General features: G+C 35.9%; 27 protein-coding genes. All 27 read right to left on the bottom strand.

Going from position 1 to position 12,409, the window contains the following annotated elements; all coding sequences use genetic code 11:
- Positions 1 to 13: 13 nt before the first annotated feature.
- The gene (gene rpsD / locus HX062_RS08210) at positions 14 to 619 is read right to left on the bottom strand and encodes a 30S ribosomal protein S4 (protein ID WP_002987483.1); all 606 of its coding nucleotides are present in this window, start codon (positions 617 to 619) and stop codon (positions 14 to 16) included.
- A gap of 84 nt (positions 620 to 703) precedes the next feature.
- Entirely contained in the window at positions 704 to 1,087 is a 384-nt protein-coding gene (gene rpsK, locus HX062_RS08215; RefSeq protein WP_158962485.1) for a 30S ribosomal protein S11, read from the bottom strand.
- 11 nt (positions 1,088 to 1,098) lie between these two features.
- Entirely contained in the window at positions 1,099 to 1,473 is a 375-nt protein-coding gene (gene rpsM / locus HX062_RS08220) for a 30S ribosomal protein S13 (RefSeq protein ID WP_182626733.1), read from the bottom strand.
- A gap of 2 nt (positions 1,474 to 1,475) precedes the next feature.
- Positions 1,476 to 1,592: a type B 50S ribosomal protein L36 gene (gene ykgO / locus HX062_RS08225; RefSeq protein WP_002987490.1), complete on the bottom strand. Its 117-nt coding sequence runs from the start codon at positions 1,590 to 1,592 to the stop codon at positions 1,476 to 1,478.
- A 13-nt stretch (positions 1,593 to 1,605) separates the two neighbouring features.
- The gene (gene infA, locus HX062_RS08230; protein ID WP_002987492.1) at positions 1,606 to 1,821 is read right to left on the bottom strand and encodes a translation initiation factor IF-1; all 216 of its coding nucleotides are present in this window, start codon (positions 1,819 to 1,821) and stop codon (positions 1,606 to 1,608) included.
- A gap of 5 nt (positions 1,822 to 1,826) precedes the next feature.
- The gene (gene secY, locus HX062_RS08235; RefSeq protein ID WP_002987494.1) at positions 1,827 to 3,173 is read right to left on the bottom strand and encodes a preprotein translocase subunit SecY; all 1,347 of its coding nucleotides are present in this window, start codon (positions 3,171 to 3,173) and stop codon (positions 1,827 to 1,829) included.
- Between the two features lie 16 nt (positions 3,174 to 3,189).
- Positions 3,190 to 3,642 (bottom strand): 50S ribosomal protein L15, encoded by a 453-nt coding sequence (gene rplO, locus HX062_RS08240; protein ID WP_182626734.1) that lies wholly within the window; start codon positions 3,640 to 3,642, stop codon positions 3,190 to 3,192.
- Between the two features lie 12 nt (positions 3,643 to 3,654).
- On the bottom strand, positions 3,655 to 3,837 hold the full coding sequence (gene rpmD / locus HX062_RS08245; RefSeq protein WP_182626735.1) for a 50S ribosomal protein L30: 183 nt from the start codon (positions 3,835 to 3,837) through the stop codon (positions 3,655 to 3,657).
- A gap of 11 nt (positions 3,838 to 3,848) precedes the next feature.
- Positions 3,849 to 4,373 carry a 30S ribosomal protein S5 gene (gene rpsE, locus HX062_RS08250; protein WP_002987497.1) on the bottom strand — a complete coding sequence of 175 codons (525 nt, stop codon included), beginning with the start codon at positions 4,371 to 4,373 and terminating at the stop codon, positions 3,849 to 3,851.
- Between the two features lie 6 nt (positions 4,374 to 4,379).
- Positions 4,380 to 4,730, bottom strand: a complete 351-nt coding sequence (gene rplR, locus HX062_RS08255; protein WP_060874045.1) for a 50S ribosomal protein L18 — start codon at positions 4,728 to 4,730, stop codon at positions 4,380 to 4,382.
- 11 nt (positions 4,731 to 4,741) lie between these two features.
- Positions 4,742 to 5,284, bottom strand: a complete 543-nt coding sequence (gene rplF / locus HX062_RS08260) for a 50S ribosomal protein L6 (RefSeq protein ID WP_182626736.1) — start codon at positions 5,282 to 5,284, stop codon at positions 4,742 to 4,744.
- Between the two features lie 17 nt (positions 5,285 to 5,301).
- Positions 5,302 to 5,700, bottom strand: coding sequence for a 30S ribosomal protein S8 (rpsH, locus tag HX062_RS08265; RefSeq protein ID WP_002987500.1), 399 nt, complete (start codon positions 5,698 to 5,700; stop codon positions 5,302 to 5,304).
- Between the two features lie 22 nt (positions 5,701 to 5,722).
- On the bottom strand, positions 5,723 to 5,992 hold the full coding sequence (gene rpsN / locus HX062_RS08270) for a 30S ribosomal protein S14 (RefSeq protein WP_002987503.1): 270 nt from the start codon (positions 5,990 to 5,992) through the stop codon (positions 5,723 to 5,725).
- A 4-nt stretch (positions 5,993 to 5,996) separates the two neighbouring features.
- A complete protein-coding gene (gene rplE / locus HX062_RS08275; RefSeq protein WP_182626737.1) occupies positions 5,997 to 6,548 on the bottom strand; it encodes a 50S ribosomal protein L5 in 552 nt (183 codons plus the stop codon).
- A 2-nt stretch (positions 6,549 to 6,550) separates the two neighbouring features.
- Positions 6,551 to 6,868, bottom strand: a complete 318-nt coding sequence (rplX, locus tag HX062_RS08280; RefSeq protein WP_182626738.1) for a 50S ribosomal protein L24 — start codon at positions 6,866 to 6,868, stop codon at positions 6,551 to 6,553.
- A 12-nt stretch (positions 6,869 to 6,880) separates the two neighbouring features.
- The gene (gene rplN / locus HX062_RS08285) at positions 6,881 to 7,249 is read right to left on the bottom strand and encodes a 50S ribosomal protein L14 (RefSeq protein WP_002987507.1); all 369 of its coding nucleotides are present in this window, start codon (positions 7,247 to 7,249) and stop codon (positions 6,881 to 6,883) included.
- Positions 7,250 to 7,251: 2 nt separating this feature from the next.
- On the bottom strand, positions 7,252 to 7,509 hold the full coding sequence (gene rpsQ, locus HX062_RS08290; protein WP_182626739.1) for a 30S ribosomal protein S17: 258 nt from the start codon (positions 7,507 to 7,509) through the stop codon (positions 7,252 to 7,254).
- Positions 7,510 to 7,526: 17 nt separating this feature from the next.
- Positions 7,527 to 7,718: a 50S ribosomal protein L29 gene (gene rpmC, locus HX062_RS08295; RefSeq protein WP_002987509.1), complete on the bottom strand. Its 192-nt coding sequence runs from the start codon at positions 7,716 to 7,718 to the stop codon at positions 7,527 to 7,529.
- Between the two features lie 12 nt (positions 7,719 to 7,730).
- Positions 7,731 to 8,150 carry a 50S ribosomal protein L16 gene (rplP, locus tag HX062_RS08300; protein WP_002987510.1) on the bottom strand — a complete coding sequence of 140 codons (420 nt, stop codon included), beginning with the start codon at positions 8,148 to 8,150 and terminating at the stop codon, positions 7,731 to 7,733.
- Between the two features lie 18 nt (positions 8,151 to 8,168).
- Positions 8,169 to 8,888 (bottom strand): 30S ribosomal protein S3, encoded by a 720-nt coding sequence (gene rpsC, locus HX062_RS08305; RefSeq protein WP_182626740.1) that lies wholly within the window; start codon positions 8,886 to 8,888, stop codon positions 8,169 to 8,171.
- Between the two features lie 8 nt (positions 8,889 to 8,896).
- Entirely contained in the window at positions 8,897 to 9,307 is a 411-nt protein-coding gene (rplV, locus tag HX062_RS08310) for a 50S ribosomal protein L22 (RefSeq protein WP_182626741.1), read from the bottom strand.
- A 9-nt stretch (positions 9,308 to 9,316) separates the two neighbouring features.
- The gene (gene rpsS / locus HX062_RS08315; RefSeq protein ID WP_002987514.1) at positions 9,317 to 9,595 is read right to left on the bottom strand and encodes a 30S ribosomal protein S19; all 279 of its coding nucleotides are present in this window, start codon (positions 9,593 to 9,595) and stop codon (positions 9,317 to 9,319) included.
- Positions 9,596 to 9,606: 11 nt separating this feature from the next.
- On the bottom strand, positions 9,607 to 10,431 hold the full coding sequence (rplB, locus tag HX062_RS08320; RefSeq protein ID WP_182626742.1) for a 50S ribosomal protein L2: 825 nt from the start codon (positions 10,429 to 10,431) through the stop codon (positions 9,607 to 9,609).
- A gap of 6 nt (positions 10,432 to 10,437) precedes the next feature.
- A complete protein-coding gene (gene rplW / locus HX062_RS08325) occupies positions 10,438 to 10,728 on the bottom strand; it encodes a 50S ribosomal protein L23 (RefSeq protein ID WP_158962477.1) in 291 nt (96 codons plus the stop codon).
- A gap of 7 nt (positions 10,729 to 10,735) precedes the next feature.
- Entirely contained in the window at positions 10,736 to 11,365 is a 630-nt protein-coding gene (rplD, locus tag HX062_RS08330; RefSeq protein ID WP_182626743.1) for a 50S ribosomal protein L4, read from the bottom strand.
- Positions 11,365 to 11,982 (bottom strand): 50S ribosomal protein L3, encoded by a 618-nt coding sequence (gene rplC, locus HX062_RS08335; protein WP_286467089.1) that lies wholly within the window; start codon positions 11,980 to 11,982, stop codon positions 11,365 to 11,367. Before rplC ends, rplD begins: the two co-directional genes overlap by 1 nt.
- 113 nt (positions 11,983 to 12,095) lie before the next feature.
- Entirely contained in the window at positions 12,096 to 12,401 is a 306-nt protein-coding gene (gene rpsJ / locus HX062_RS08340; protein WP_026710316.1) for a 30S ribosomal protein S10, read from the bottom strand.
- Between the last annotated feature and the right edge of the window lie 8 nt (positions 12,402 to 12,409).

Genomic DNA, 12,409 nt, shown 5'->3' on the forward strand with positions numbered 1-12,409 from the left:
TGAATGTCAATTATTATTTGTTGTACAACTCTACGATTAACTGTTCTTTGATGTTTTCTGGAACTTGAAGTCTTTGAGGTACAGCAACGAAAGTACCTTCTAAAGTTTCAGGATTCCAAGTAATCCATTCGTAAACAGAACTAGAATTAGATAACGAACGTTCGATAACTTCTAAAGATTTAGATTTTTCACGAACAGCAACTTTATCACCAGCTTTTAATTGGTAAGAAGGAATATTCACTACTTCACCGTTCACTGTGATATGTCTGTGAGAAACTACTTGACGTGCAGCTCTACGAGAAGGAGCAATTCCCATTCTGTAAACTACGTTATCTAATCTCGATTCACACAATTGAATCAATACCTCACCAGTAACTCCACGAGCAGCCGCAGCTTTCTTGTAAATATTACGGAATTGCTTTTCTAAGATACCGTATGTGTATTTTGCTTTTTGTTTCTCCATCAACTGGATTGCATACTCAGATTTTTTAGCTCTTTTCTTTGCTAATCCGTGTTGTCCTGGAGGGTAGTTTCTTTTTTCGAATGATTTATCATCTCCGAAAATAGCTTCGCCGAACTTACGAGCGATTTTTGTTTGTGGACCAGTATATCTTGCCATTTTTCAAAATAAAAAAAAGGTAGGGATTATGAATTCAGGTCACTTTCCTCCGATAATCTATCCTACCTTTGGTTATACTATAAATTAAACTCTTCTTCTCTTAGGAGGACGACATCCGTTGTGTGGCATTGGAGTAATATCGATAATCTCAGTTACTTCGATTCCACCGTTATGTAAAGATCTGATTGCAGATTCTCTTCCGTTTCCAGGACCTTTTACATATACTTTTACTTTTTTCAATCCTGCCTCAAGTGCAACTCTACCACAATCTTCAGCAGCCATCTGAGCAGCGTACGGAGTGTTCTTTTTAGAACCTCTGAACCCCATCTTACCTGCAGACGACCAAGAGATTACTTCACCTTTCTTGTTTGTTAAAGAAATAATGATATTGTTGAATGTTGCATTAATATGAGCTTCACCTGTTGTTTCTACAACAACTTTACGCTTTTTTGTATTCGCTTTAGCCATATTACTACTTATTATTTAGTTGCTTTTTTCTTGTTAGCAACAGTTTTTCTTTTACCTTTTCTCGTTCTCGAGTTATTTTTCGTTCTTTGACCTCTAAGTGGAAGTCCTGTTCTATGACGAATACCTCTGTAACATCCGATGTCCATAAGACGTTTGATGTTTAAAGAGATTTCTGAACGTAACTCTCCTTCAATTTTGAAATAACTTACTGCTTCACGGATAGCTCCGATCTCATCATCATTCCAATCTTGTACTTTCTTATCTTCATCTACATTGGCTTTAGCTAAAATTTCTTTAGCTCTACTAGAACCAATTCCGAAGATATAAGTTAAAGCAATAACTCCTCTTTTGTATTTAGGTATATCTACCCCTGCGATTCTTGCCATAATTATCCTTGTCTTTGTTTAAATCTAGGATTCTTTTTATTAATAACGTAAAGTCTACCTTTTCTACGTACTATGATGCACTCGGCACTTCTTTTTTTAACTGATGCTCTTACTTTCATTTTAATAGCCTCTTTAATATCTATAAGTAATTCTTGCTTTGGTCAAGTCATATGGACTCATTTCCAATTTCACGCGATCACCAGGTAACAACTTAATGTAGTGCATACGCATTTTACCTGAGATGTGCGCGATCACAACGTGACCATTTTCTAATTCTACACGGAACATTGCATTAGACAATGCTTCAATTATTGCTCCGTCTTGTTCTATTGCTGATTGTTTTGCCATAAAAATTAAGCTGTCGCTCTTCTATTTTTACCACTCGTCATCATACTATCGTACTGTTTGTTCAATAAGTATGAATTAACTTGTTGGATTGTATCAATTACAACGCTCACCATAATTAATAGTGAAGTTCCACCATAAAACATCGCCCATCCTTGTTGAACTCCTAAGATACTTACGATAATTGCTGGGAAAACAGCAATGATAGCAAGGTAAAGAGATCCAGGGAATGTAATCAACGACATAATTCTATCTAAGAAATCTGCAGTTTCAGAACCTGGTTTAACCCCAGGAATAAAACCACCACTTCGCTTCAAGTCATCTGCCATTTTATTAGTAGGTACTGTAATCGCGGTGTAAAAGTACGTAAAAATAATGATTAATAAAGCAAAAAGTAAATTATACTCCCAACCGAACACATTATGGAATGTATTACTGATTGATTTTGCAGTATCCGAAGTTGATAAACCAGCTACAGCAGCAGGCACAAACATGATCGCCTGAGCGAAGATAATTGGCATAACTCCTGAAGCATTTAGTTTTAAAGGAATCCACTGACGGTTTCCTCCTAACATGGATTGATCGTAGGTTCCAGAAGCACTTCTACGTGCATATTGAACTGGAATTCTGCGCACTGCAAGAGTCAAATAGATACAAGCAACGATAATCAATAACCATAAAATTACTTCAATAACAACTAACATTGGTCCTCCGTTATTTTCTGTAATACGCGATTGGAACTCTTGAATGAAAGACATAGGAAGTCTTGCAATAATACCAACCATAATCAATAACGAAATACCATTTCCAATCCCTTTATCAGTAATTTTTTCTCCTAACCACATTGCGAAAATAGTCCCGGCAGTTAGAATCATTACTGAAGAAAACAAGAATGAGAAAGAATTAAAACCTAGCAAAAATGCATCTGACGGCAATTGCACATACAAGTTATAGATATAACTTGGTCCTTGTAATAAGGTAATACCAATAGTTAACCATCTTGTAATTTGATTCATTTTCTTTCTACCGCTTTCTCCATCATTTTGTAATTTTTGCAGATAAGGAACCGCAATTCCCATCAGCTGCACCACAATGGAAGCAGAAATGTAAGGCATAATACCTAAAGCAAAAACAGATGCTTGTGCGAAAGCACCACCTGTAAACACGTTAATTAACCATCCAATTCCTTGATCAGTTTGATCCGTCAACGCTTGCAATTTCGTTGCATCAATACCTGGTAGAGTTACTTGTGTACCGAAACGGTACACAAGTAATAGTCCTAATGTGATTAAGATTTTATTTTTTAACTCTTCAATTTTCCAGATACTGGCTAATGTTTCAAAAAACTTCTTCATCCTGTTCACTAAGATTTTATAACGTTACAACTTCTCCTCCTGCTGCTTCGATAGCTGCTTGGGCAGAAGCTGAAAATTTATGAGCAGAAACTTTTAATTTTGCTTTTAGCTCTCCACGTCCTAAAACCTTAACTAAACTGTTTTTTGTAGCTAATCCTAAATCAACTAATTGAGAAAAATCTACAGCATCAGTTACTTTTCCGCTATCAACAAGACCTTGTAAAGCCTCTAAGTTAATCACAGCGTACTCAACTCTGTTAATGTTTTTGAAACCGAATTTAGGTACACGTCTTTGAAGTGGCATTTGTCCTCCTTCAAATCCGATTTTTTTCGAGTAACCTGAACGTGATTTAGCACCTTTATGTCCTTTTGTAGAAGTTCCTCCTTTTCCAGAACCTTCACCACGACCAACACGTTTGTTTTGGTTGTGTACTGAACCGTTTGCTGGTTGTAAATTACTTAAATTCATCTATTGCGAATATTATTTAATTTCTTCTACAGAAACTAAGTGTTGAACTTTATTTACCATTCCTAAAATTGCGCTAGTAGAATCGTGTTCAACTACCTGACCAATCTTACGAAGTCCTAAAGCCTCTAATGTTCTCTTTTGGTTAAGAGGACAATTAATTTGGCTTCTTACTTGTTTTATTTTGATTTTCGACATAATCTTTCAAATTAACCTTTAAATACTTTTTCTAAAGAAATTCCTCTTTGTTTTGCAACTGTAGAAGCGCTTCTTAATCGTAATAAAGCATCGAAAGTAGCTTTCACCACGTTATGTGGATTCGAAGAACCTTGAGACTTAGATAATAAATCTGTAATTCCTACAGCTTCAACTACCGCTCTGACAGAACCTCCAGCAATAACTCCCGTACCTAATGATGCAGGCATCAACAATACACGAGCTCCACTGAATTTTCCTTTTTGTTCATGCGGAATCGTATGACCGTTCAAAGGAACTTTAACTAAGTTTTTCTTAGCATCTTCAACTGCTTTAGCAATAGCCTCAGATACATCTTTAGATTTACCTAAACCGTGACCCACTACACCGTTTTCGTCACCTACTACAACAACAGCAGAAAAACCAAAAGCTCTTCCCCCTTTTGTCACTTTAGTAACACGGTTAACACTAACCAAACGATCTTTTAAATCAAGACCGCTTGGTTTTACAAATTCTACGTTTTTATAATTTTGATACATAACTAATTAGAATTTTAATCCAGCTTCTCTAGCGCCGTCTGCTAATGATTTAACACGTCCGTGGTATAAATAACCGTTTCTATCAAAAGATACAGTTTCGATACCTGCTTTTAAAGCTTTCTCTGCGATTAGTTTTCCAACCGATGCAGCAGTTTCAACATTGGTTCCTCTTGTTATCCCAGCTTCTCTTGACGATGCTGACACTAAAGTTACTCCATTTACGTCATCTATGATTTGTGCATAGATCTCTTTATTACTTCTGAATACAGAAAGTCTTGTTCTTGCAGGAGTACCGCTAACAGTCTTTCTAATTCTGAACTTTATACGTTGTCTTCTTTCAGATTTTGTTAATGACATAGTCTTAATTTTTAAGCTGATTTACCTGCTTTTCTTCTTAATTCCTCACCTACAAACTTGATTCCTTTTCCTTTGTAAGGCTCTGGCTTACGGAAAGAGCGGATTTTTGCAGCTACTTGACCTACTAATTGTTTGTCGTAAGAAGTTAATTTTACTAAAGGATTTTTACCTTTTTCTGATATAGTTTCTACTACAACTTCAGGAGCGATATCCATCACGATATTGTGAGAGAAACCTAAAGCTAAGTCTAACTTTTGTCCTTGATTAGAAGCACGATATCCTACCCCTACAAATTCTAAAGTTATTGTAAATCCTTCAGAAACACCAGTAATCATATTGTTGATTAAGCTACGATATAATCCGTGTTTTGCTCTTTCATCTTTTGCGTCAGATGATCTTTCAACAATAACTTGATTATCTTCTACTTTAACACTAACTGTATCGAATTTCTGAGTAAGCTCTCCTAATTTACCTTTAACAACAATAACGCCTTCTTGAACATCAACTGTTACACCAGCAGGAATTGCTATCGGACTTTTTCCTATTCTTGACATTTCTTAGTCTTTTTAAATTAGTATACGTAACAAACTACTTCTCCACCAACATTAAGTTGTTTTGCTTGTTTCCCTGTCATCAATCCTTTTGATGTAGAAACGATTGCAATTCCCAAACCATTTAAGATTCTAGGAAGGTCAGTTGCAGAAGCGTATTTACGCAAACCTGGTTTACTAATTCTTTGGATATCTCTAATCACAGACTCTTTTGTGTCTTTATCATATTTCAAAGCTATTTTGATGGTACCTTGAACTGTACTGTCATCAAATTTGTAGCTTAAGATATATCCTTGATCGAATAAAATTTTCGTGATTTCTTTTTTGAAGTTAGATGCTGGGATCTCTACCACTTTGTGGTTTGCACGCACAGCATTTCTAATTCTTGTAAGGAAATCTGCTATTGGATCTGTATACATTGTTTTTACCTTTAAATCTTAATTACCAACTTGCCTTTTTAACTCCTGGTATCAACCCTTGGTTAGCCATCTCACGGAAAGTAACACGAGAAATACCGAATTGACGCATATACCCTCTAGGTCTTCCAGTTAATTTACATCTGTTGTGTAAACGTACAGGAGAAGCATTTTTAGGTAATTTTTGTAACCCTTCGTAGTCACCTGCTTCCAAAAGAGCTTTTCTTTTGTCCGCATATTTAGCTACTAATGCTTGTCTTTTCACCTCACGGGCTTTCATTGATTCTTTAGCCATAACTCTAATTCTTTTTAAAAGGTAATCCTAATTCAGCTAGTAAAGATTTTGCTTCTTTATCTGTATTAGCAGATGTTACAAAAGTAATATCGAAACCAGCGATTTTGTTTACTTTATCAATATTGATTTCAGGGAAAATAATTTGCTCAGTTACACCTAAGTTATAATTTCCTCTACCGTCAAATCCTTCAGATTTAATACCAGAGAAATCTCTTACTCGTGGTAAAGCCGAAGTAACTAAACGATCCAAGAATTCATACATTCTTTCTCCACGTAAAGTAACTTTAGCTCCAATTGGCATTCCTTTTCTCAATTTGAAAGAAGCAACGTCTTTCTTAGAAATAGTAGCTACAGCTTTTTGTCCTGTAATTTTAGTTAATTCTTCTACTGCGTAGTCAACTAACTTTTTATCAGATACAGCTGCACCAACACCACGGCTAACAACAATTTTCTCAAGTTTAGGAACTTGCATAATGTTCTTGTATCCAAACTCCTCTTTAAGAGCAGAGATTACTCTGCTTTTATATTCTTCTTTAAGTCTTGGTATATAAGCCATAACTATAATACTTGATTTGATTTTTTAGAAACTCTTACATTTTTTCCATTTTCATTCTTTTGGATAGCTACTTTCGTAGTATCGTTAGTTTTAGGATCAACGATCGCTAAATTAGAAATATGGATAGGAGCCTCTTTCTTAACAATTCCACCTTGAGGGTTAGTAGCGCTAGGCTTAACATGCTTTGAAATGATGTTTACCCCCTCAACAATAGCTTTGTTTTTTTCGCGTAATACACGTACGATTTTTCCTTCAGATCCTTTGTGATCACCAGCGATAACACGTACAGTATCTCCTGTTTTTATCTTTAGCTTAATCATGTTTAGAACGATTTACAACACCTCAGGTGCTAATGATACAATTTTCATGAATTGTTTTTCACGAAGTTCTCTTGCTACTGGTCCAAAAACACGAGTTCCTTTCATTTCACCTGCAGCATTTAATAATACACAAGCGTTATCATCGAATCTAATGTATGATCCATCAGCTCTTCTAACCTCTTTTTTAGTGCGAACAACTACAGCAGTAGAAACTGTACCTTTCTTAACGCTTCCATTTGGAGTTGCGTCTTTGATACTTACTACAATTTTATCTCCTACTGAAGCGTAACGACGCTTTGTTCCACCTAATACACGGATTGTCAAAACTTCTTTTGCTCCCGTGTTATCTGCTACTTTAAGTCTAGATTCTTGTTGTACCATAATTATTTCGCTCTTTCAATGATTTCAACTAATCTCCAACATTTTGATTTAGATAATGGACGTGTCTCCATAATTCTAACTGTATCACCAATGTTGCAGTCGTTTGTTTCGTCGTGTGCCACATACTTTTTAGTTTGCTTCACGAACTTTCCATATAATGGGTGTTTTACCTTTTTTACTTCAGAAACAACAATAGATTTCTCCATTTTGTTGCTAGTAACAACACCTATTCTTTCTTTTCTTTCTTTTCTATTTTCCATCTTTCAGCAGAATACAATTATTGTAACTCTCTTTTGCTTAGCTCTGTGTTCACTCTTGCAATTGTTCTTCTCACCTTTCTGATTTGAAGTGGATTCTCGATTGGAGAAATTGCATGAGTCGCTTTTAAGCTATTTAATGCGTTAGTCAATTCTTTTAATTGCTCTTGTAAATCAGCTACAGATAGGTTTACTATTTCAGATTGTTTCATGATAAATTTCTATTATGCTTCGAAATCTCTAGCAATTATAAATTTTGTTTTCACAGGAAGTTTTTGAGCAGCTAAGCGTAAAGCTTCTTTCGCTACAGATAGTGGCACGCCACCAACCTCAAACATTATTTTTCCTGGTTTTACCACAGCAACCCAGTATTCCACTGCACCTTTACCTTTACCCATACGCACTTCAAGAGGCTTCTTAGTGATTGGCTTGTCTGGGAAAATCTTGATCCACAATTGTCCTTCACGTTTCATGAAACGAGTTGCAGCGATACGCGCAGCCTCGATTTGACGAGAAGTGATAAATGCTGAATCTAAAGATTTAATTCCGAACATACCATTTGAAAGTTCATGCCCTCTTTGGGAAATCCCTTTCATCTTACCTTTCTGTACCTTACGGTATTTTGTTCTTTTAGGCTGTAACATTTTTCTTCAGTTTAAAAATTACTTTCTTTTGCGTTGGTTAGGTCTACCTTTACTAGATCCTGCTGATTTAGATTGTTTTTTATCCATACCAGCTAACGGAGAAAGATCTCTTTTACCGTAAACTTCACCTTTCATGATCCACACTTTAATTCCCATTCTACCGTAAGTAGTATGAGCTTCAGCAAGTGCATAATCGATGTCTGCTCTGAAAGTAGATAATGGAATTCTTCCTTCTTTGAATGATTCTGAACGAGCCATTTCAGCACCGTTCAAACGACCAGAAATCATTACTTTGATTCCTTCAGCATTCATTCTCATCGCAGCACCAATAGCCATACGGATTGCTCTACGGTAAGAAATTCTGTTTTCGATTTGACGCGCGATACTAGCAGCCACTAAAAACGCATCAAGTTCAGGTCTCTTAATTTCAAAGATATTGATTTGAACTTCCTTATCAGTAATCTTTTTCAATTCCTCTTTCAACTTGTCTACTTCTTGTCCACCTTTCCCGATAATGATACCAGGTCTAGCAGTAGTAATAGTAACGGTTACAAGTTTCAAAGTTCTCTCGATGATTACTTTAGATACACTAGCTTTTGATAAACGAGCATGGATATACTTTCTGATTTTGTGATCTTCAGCGATTTTGTCACCGTAATCATTTCCACCATACCAGTTTGAGTCCCATCCTCTAATAATACCAAGGCGATTCCCGATCGGATTAGTTTTTTGTCCCATACTGTTTATTAATTGCTTTGTGTGTTATTATTAGATCCTAATACAACTGTAACGTGATTAGAACGCTTTCTTATTCTGTGTGCTCTTCCTTGAGGTGCAGGACGAAGTCTTTTCAACATCATTCCTCCATCTACTCTAATTTCTTTTACAAAAAGTCCAGCTTCTTCCATGTTTTCTTCGCTGTTTTTTGCTTGCCAGTTTGCGATTGCAGATAAAAGCAATTTCTCTAAATTACGAGAAGCGTGCTTTGAACTGAATTTCAATATATTTAGAGCTTTTTCTACTTTCTGTCCTCTTACTAAATCCGCTACTAAGCGCATTTTTCTTGGAGAAGTAGGGCAATTGTTTAGCTTAGCAAAAGCAACTTGCTTATTAGCTTCTTTCGTTTGCTCAGCTCTTTCTCTTTTACGAACTCCCATAGCTTCTTATTATTTTTTACCTTTATTCTTTGCACCAGCGTGACCTCTAAACGATCTTGTTGGTGAAAATTCCCCTAATTTATGTCCAACCATGTTCTCTGTTACATATACAGGAACAAATTGACGACCATTATGTACTGCGATTGTCTGTCCAACGAAATCTGGAGTAATCATAGAAGCTCTTGACCATGTTTTGATCACAGCTTTATTTCCAGACTCTACATTTTTAAGAACTTTCTTCTCTAATTTAAAGTGAACATAAGGTCCTTTTTTTAACGAACGTGCCATGTCTTACTCTTTTATTTCTTTCTACGTTCAACGATATACTTGTTACTCGACTTAACTTTAGAACGAGTTCTATAACCTTTAGCAGGCATCCCGTTTCTTGAACGTGGATGTCCTCCAGAAGAACGACCTTCTCCACCTCCCATTGGGTGATCTACCGGGTTCATAGCTACAGCTCTAGTTCTTGGTCTTCTACCTAACCATCTTGATCTACCTGCTTTACCAGAAACGATTAATTGGTGATCGTGGTTCGATACAGCTCCAATCGTAGCCATACAAGTTAACAAAATCAAACGCACTTCTCCAGAAGGCATTTTAATTGTTGCATACTTACCATCTCTTGCTACTAATTGTGCGAAAGTACCAGCTGAACGAGCAATTACTGCTCCTTGACCAGGACGTAATTCAATACAAGAAATAACAGTTCCTAAAGGAATTTTACTTAAAGGCATTGCATTCCCTACTTCAGGTGATGCATCTGGTCCAGAAACTACAGTTTGTCCAACTTTCAGACCAGCTTGAGCGATAACGTATGTCTTAGCTCCATCCGCATAAGCAAGTAATGAAATAAATGCTGAACGGTTTGGATCATACTCGATTGTCTTAACAATTGCAGGAACTCCTTCTTTTGCTCTTTTGAAATCGATGATACGATATCTTTGTTTATGACCACCACCTGTGTAGCGCATGGTCATTTTTCCTTGACTATTTCTACCTCCAGATTTTTTTTTCGGTGCTAGTAAACTACGCTCCGGCTTATCAGTTGTTATAGCGTCAAAACTATTTACAACTCTAAAACGCTGACCTGGGGTAATAGGTTTTAATTTTCTAACTGACATTATTTATTAGATATTTGAATAAAAGTCTATATTATCTCCTTCTTTCAATTCAACTATTGCTTTTTTGAAAGCATTAGTTTTAGCGTTAATCATACCGCTTTTTGTATACTTAACAGAACGCTTAGCACCATAGTTCATAGTATTCACGTTAACAACACTAACACCATAAGTAGCTTCTACCGCTTTTTTGATCTCAATTTTGTTTGCTTTTCTATCAACTACGAAACCATAACGACCAAAAACTTCGCCGTCTTTTGTTACTTTTTCTGTAATTATAGGCTTAATTAAAACACTCATGTTCCTATTATTTGCTTAAATTTTCAACAATTCCAGCCACAGATCCCTCTGTCAAGACTAAGCTTCCCGCATTTAAAATAGCGTAAGTACTTAATTCTGAGTTAGTTACAACAGCAGCCTTCTCTAAATTGCGTGATGACAAATATACATTTTTATTTGATTCACCCAACACAAATAGAGATTTTTTATTTTCTAACCCTAAAGCTTTCAATACACTAATGAAATTCTTAGTACTTGGAGCTTCGAAGTTGAAGTTTTCTAAAACGATTAAGTTCTCTTCGCGAACCTTAATTGAAAACGCCGATTTTCTTGCCAAGCGTTTTAAGTTCTTATTCAATTTGAAAGAGTAGTTTCTTGGTCTTGGTCCGAAGATTCTTCCTCCTCCTCTGAATACTGGTGACTTGATGCTACCTGCTCTCGCCGTTCCAGTTCCTTTTTGTTTTTTAATCTTGCGTGTACTTCCTGCAATCTCAGCTCTTTCTTTTGCTTTGTGCGTACCTTGTCTTTGATTTGCTAAATATTGTTTAACATCAAGATATACTGCATGATTGTTTGGCTCAATACCGAATACTGAATCTAAAAGTTCAACTTTTCTACCAGTATCTTTCCCTGTAATATCTAAAACTTTTACTTCCATTACTTCTGAATGATTACATAAGAGTTTTTGTGTCCTGGAATAGCTCCTTTAACCACAAGTAAGTTCTTTTCAGCAACTACTTTTAAAACTCTTAGATTTTGTACTGTTACATTTTCTCCTCCAGTTCTTCCTGCCATGCGCATTCCTTTGAATACTCGAGATGGATAAGAAGAAGCTCCCACAGAACCTGGTGCTCTTAAACGATTTTTTTGACCGTGAGTAACTTGACCTACTCCACCAAATCCATGACGTTTAACAACTCCTTGGAAACCTTTTCCTTTAGATACACCTTGAACGTCTACATACTCTCCTTCTAAGAACAAATCAACTGTGATAACATCACCTAATTTGTGCTCTCCTTCGAATTCTTTGATCTCAACGACTTTTCTTTTAGCAGATGTTCCCGCTTTTTTAAAGTGACCTAACTCAGCTTTAGTAGCGTGTTTATCTGTCTTGTCATCGAAACCAAGTTGTAACGCTTCATACCCGTCAACCTCATTGGTTCTGACTTGGGTAACGACACATGGACCAACTTCGATTACTGTACATGGAATGTTTTTTCCATTTTCGTCGAAAATACTAGTCATGCCGATTTTTTTACCAATTAACCCAGACATAAATATTTAATTAAATTATTTAAACTTATTTAAAAGAATTAAGCATTAGAGCCTTGACAGCTCTAATACTCAATCCCTACTCTTTATTTTTTATTTGAAATTGCGTTGAAAGATCACACTTTAATCTCAACTTCTACACCGCTTGGTAACTCTAATTTCATTAAAGCATCAATTGTTTTAGAAGAAGATGAATAAATATCTAACAATCTTTTGTATGAACTAACTTCAAATTGTTCTCTTGCTTTTTTGTTTACGTGTGGTGAACGTAAAACAGTAAAGATTTTTTTATGAGTTGGTAACGGAATTGGACCTGTTACTACTGCACCTGTACTTTTTACAGTTTTTACGATTTTCTCCGCTGATTTATCAACCAACATATGATCGTAAGATTTTAATTTTATTCTGATTTTTTGACTCATTTTCTCGA

Origin of the sequence: Myroides sp. DF42-4-2 (assembly GCF_030326445.1) — a bacterium.
In the GTDB taxonomy this organism is placed as follows: Bacteria; Bacteroidota; Bacteroidia; order Flavobacteriales; family Flavobacteriaceae; genus Flavobacterium.

Bases quoted from the DNA above. Each gene is read 5' to 3' on its own strand.
- rpsC (WP_182626740.1), bottom strand. From the start codon at position 8,888: ATGGGACAAAAAACTAATCCGATCGGGAATCGCCTTGGTATTATTAGA.
- rplB (WP_182626742.1), bottom strand. From the start codon at position 10,431: ATGTCAGTTAGAAAATTAAAACCTATTACCCCAGGTCAGCGTTTTAGA.
- rplW (WP_158962477.1), bottom strand. From the start codon at position 10,728: ATGAGTGTTTTAATTAAGCCTATAATTACAGAAAAAGTAACAAAAGAC.
- infA (WP_002987492.1), bottom strand. From the start codon at position 1,821: ATGGCAAAACAATCAGCAATAGAACAAGACGGAGCAATAATTGAAGCA.
- rpsQ (WP_182626739.1), bottom strand. From the start codon at position 7,509: ATGGAAAATAGAAAAGAAAGAAAAGAAAGAATAGGTGTTGTTACTAGC.
- rpsE (WP_002987497.1), bottom strand. From the start codon at position 4,373: ATGTATCAAAATTATAAAAACGTAGAATTTGTAAAACCAAGCGGTCTT.
- rpmC (WP_002987509.1), bottom strand. From the start codon at position 7,718: ATGAAACAATCTGAAATAGTAAACCTATCTGTAGCTGATTTACAAGAG.
- secY (WP_002987494.1), bottom strand. From the start codon at position 3,173: ATGAAGAAGTTTTTTGAAACATTAGCCAGTATCTGGAAAATTGAAGAG.
- rpmD (WP_182626735.1), bottom strand. From the start codon at position 3,837: ATGTCGAAAATCAAAATAAAACAAGTAAGAAGCCAAATTAATTGTCCT.
- rpsH (WP_002987500.1), bottom strand. From the start codon at position 5,700: ATGTATACAGATCCAATAGCAGATTTCCTTACAAGAATTAGAAATGCT.
- ykgO (WP_002987490.1), bottom strand. From the start codon at position 1,592: ATGAAAGTAAGAGCATCAGTTAAAAAAAGAAGTGCCGAGTGCATCATA.
- rplP (WP_002987510.1), bottom strand. From the start codon at position 8,150: ATGTTACAGCCTAAAAGAACAAAATACCGTAAGGTACAGAAAGGTAAG.
- rplC (WP_286467089.1), bottom strand. From the start codon at position 11,982: ATGTCTGGGTTAATTGGTAAAAAAATCGGCATGACTAGTATTTTCGAC.
- rplE (WP_182626737.1), bottom strand. From the start codon at position 6,548: ATGGCTTATATACCAAGACTTAAAGAAGAATATAAAAGCAGAGTAATC.
- rpsN (WP_002987503.1), bottom strand. From the start codon at position 5,992: ATGGCTAAAGAATCAATGAAAGCCCGTGAGGTGAAAAGACAAGCATTA.
- rplR (WP_060874045.1), bottom strand. From the start codon at position 4,730: ATGTCATTAACAAAATCTGAAAGAAGACAACGTATAAAGTTCAGAATT.
- rpsD (WP_002987483.1), bottom strand. From the start codon at position 619: ATGGCAAGATATACTGGTCCACAAACAAAAATCGCTCGTAAGTTCGGC.
- rplV (WP_182626741.1), bottom strand. From the start codon at position 9,307: ATGGGAGTTCGTAAAAGAGAAAGAGCTGAGCAAACGAAAGAAGCTAAT.
- rpsK (WP_158962485.1), bottom strand. From the start codon at position 1,087: ATGGCTAAAGCGAATACAAAAAAGCGTAAAGTTGTTGTAGAAACAACA.
- rplN (WP_002987507.1), bottom strand. From the start codon at position 7,249: ATGGTACAACAAGAATCTAGACTTAAAGTAGCAGATAACACGGGAGCA.
- rpsM (WP_182626733.1), bottom strand. From the start codon at position 1,473: ATGGCAAGAATCGCAGGGGTAGATATACCTAAATACAAAAGAGGAGTT.
- rplO (WP_182626734.1), bottom strand. From the start codon at position 3,642: ATGAATTTAAGTAATTTACAACCAGCAAACGGTTCAGTACACAACCAA.
- rplX (WP_182626738.1), bottom strand. From the start codon at position 6,868: ATGATTAAGCTAAAGATAAAAACAGGAGATACTGTACGTGTTATCGCT.
- rpsS (WP_002987514.1), bottom strand. From the start codon at position 9,595: ATGGCACGTTCGTTAAAAAAAGGACCTTATGTTCACTTTAAATTAGAG.
- rpsJ (WP_026710316.1), bottom strand. From the start codon at position 12,401: ATGAGTCAAAAAATCAGAATAAAATTAAAATCTTACGATCATATGTTG.
- rplD (WP_182626743.1), bottom strand. From the start codon at position 11,365: ATGGAAGTAAAAGTTTTAGATATTACAGGGAAAGATACTGGTAGAAAA.
- rplF (WP_182626736.1), bottom strand. From the start codon at position 5,284: ATGTCAAGAATAGGAAAAAGTCCGATAGCAATTCCTGCTGGTGTAACA.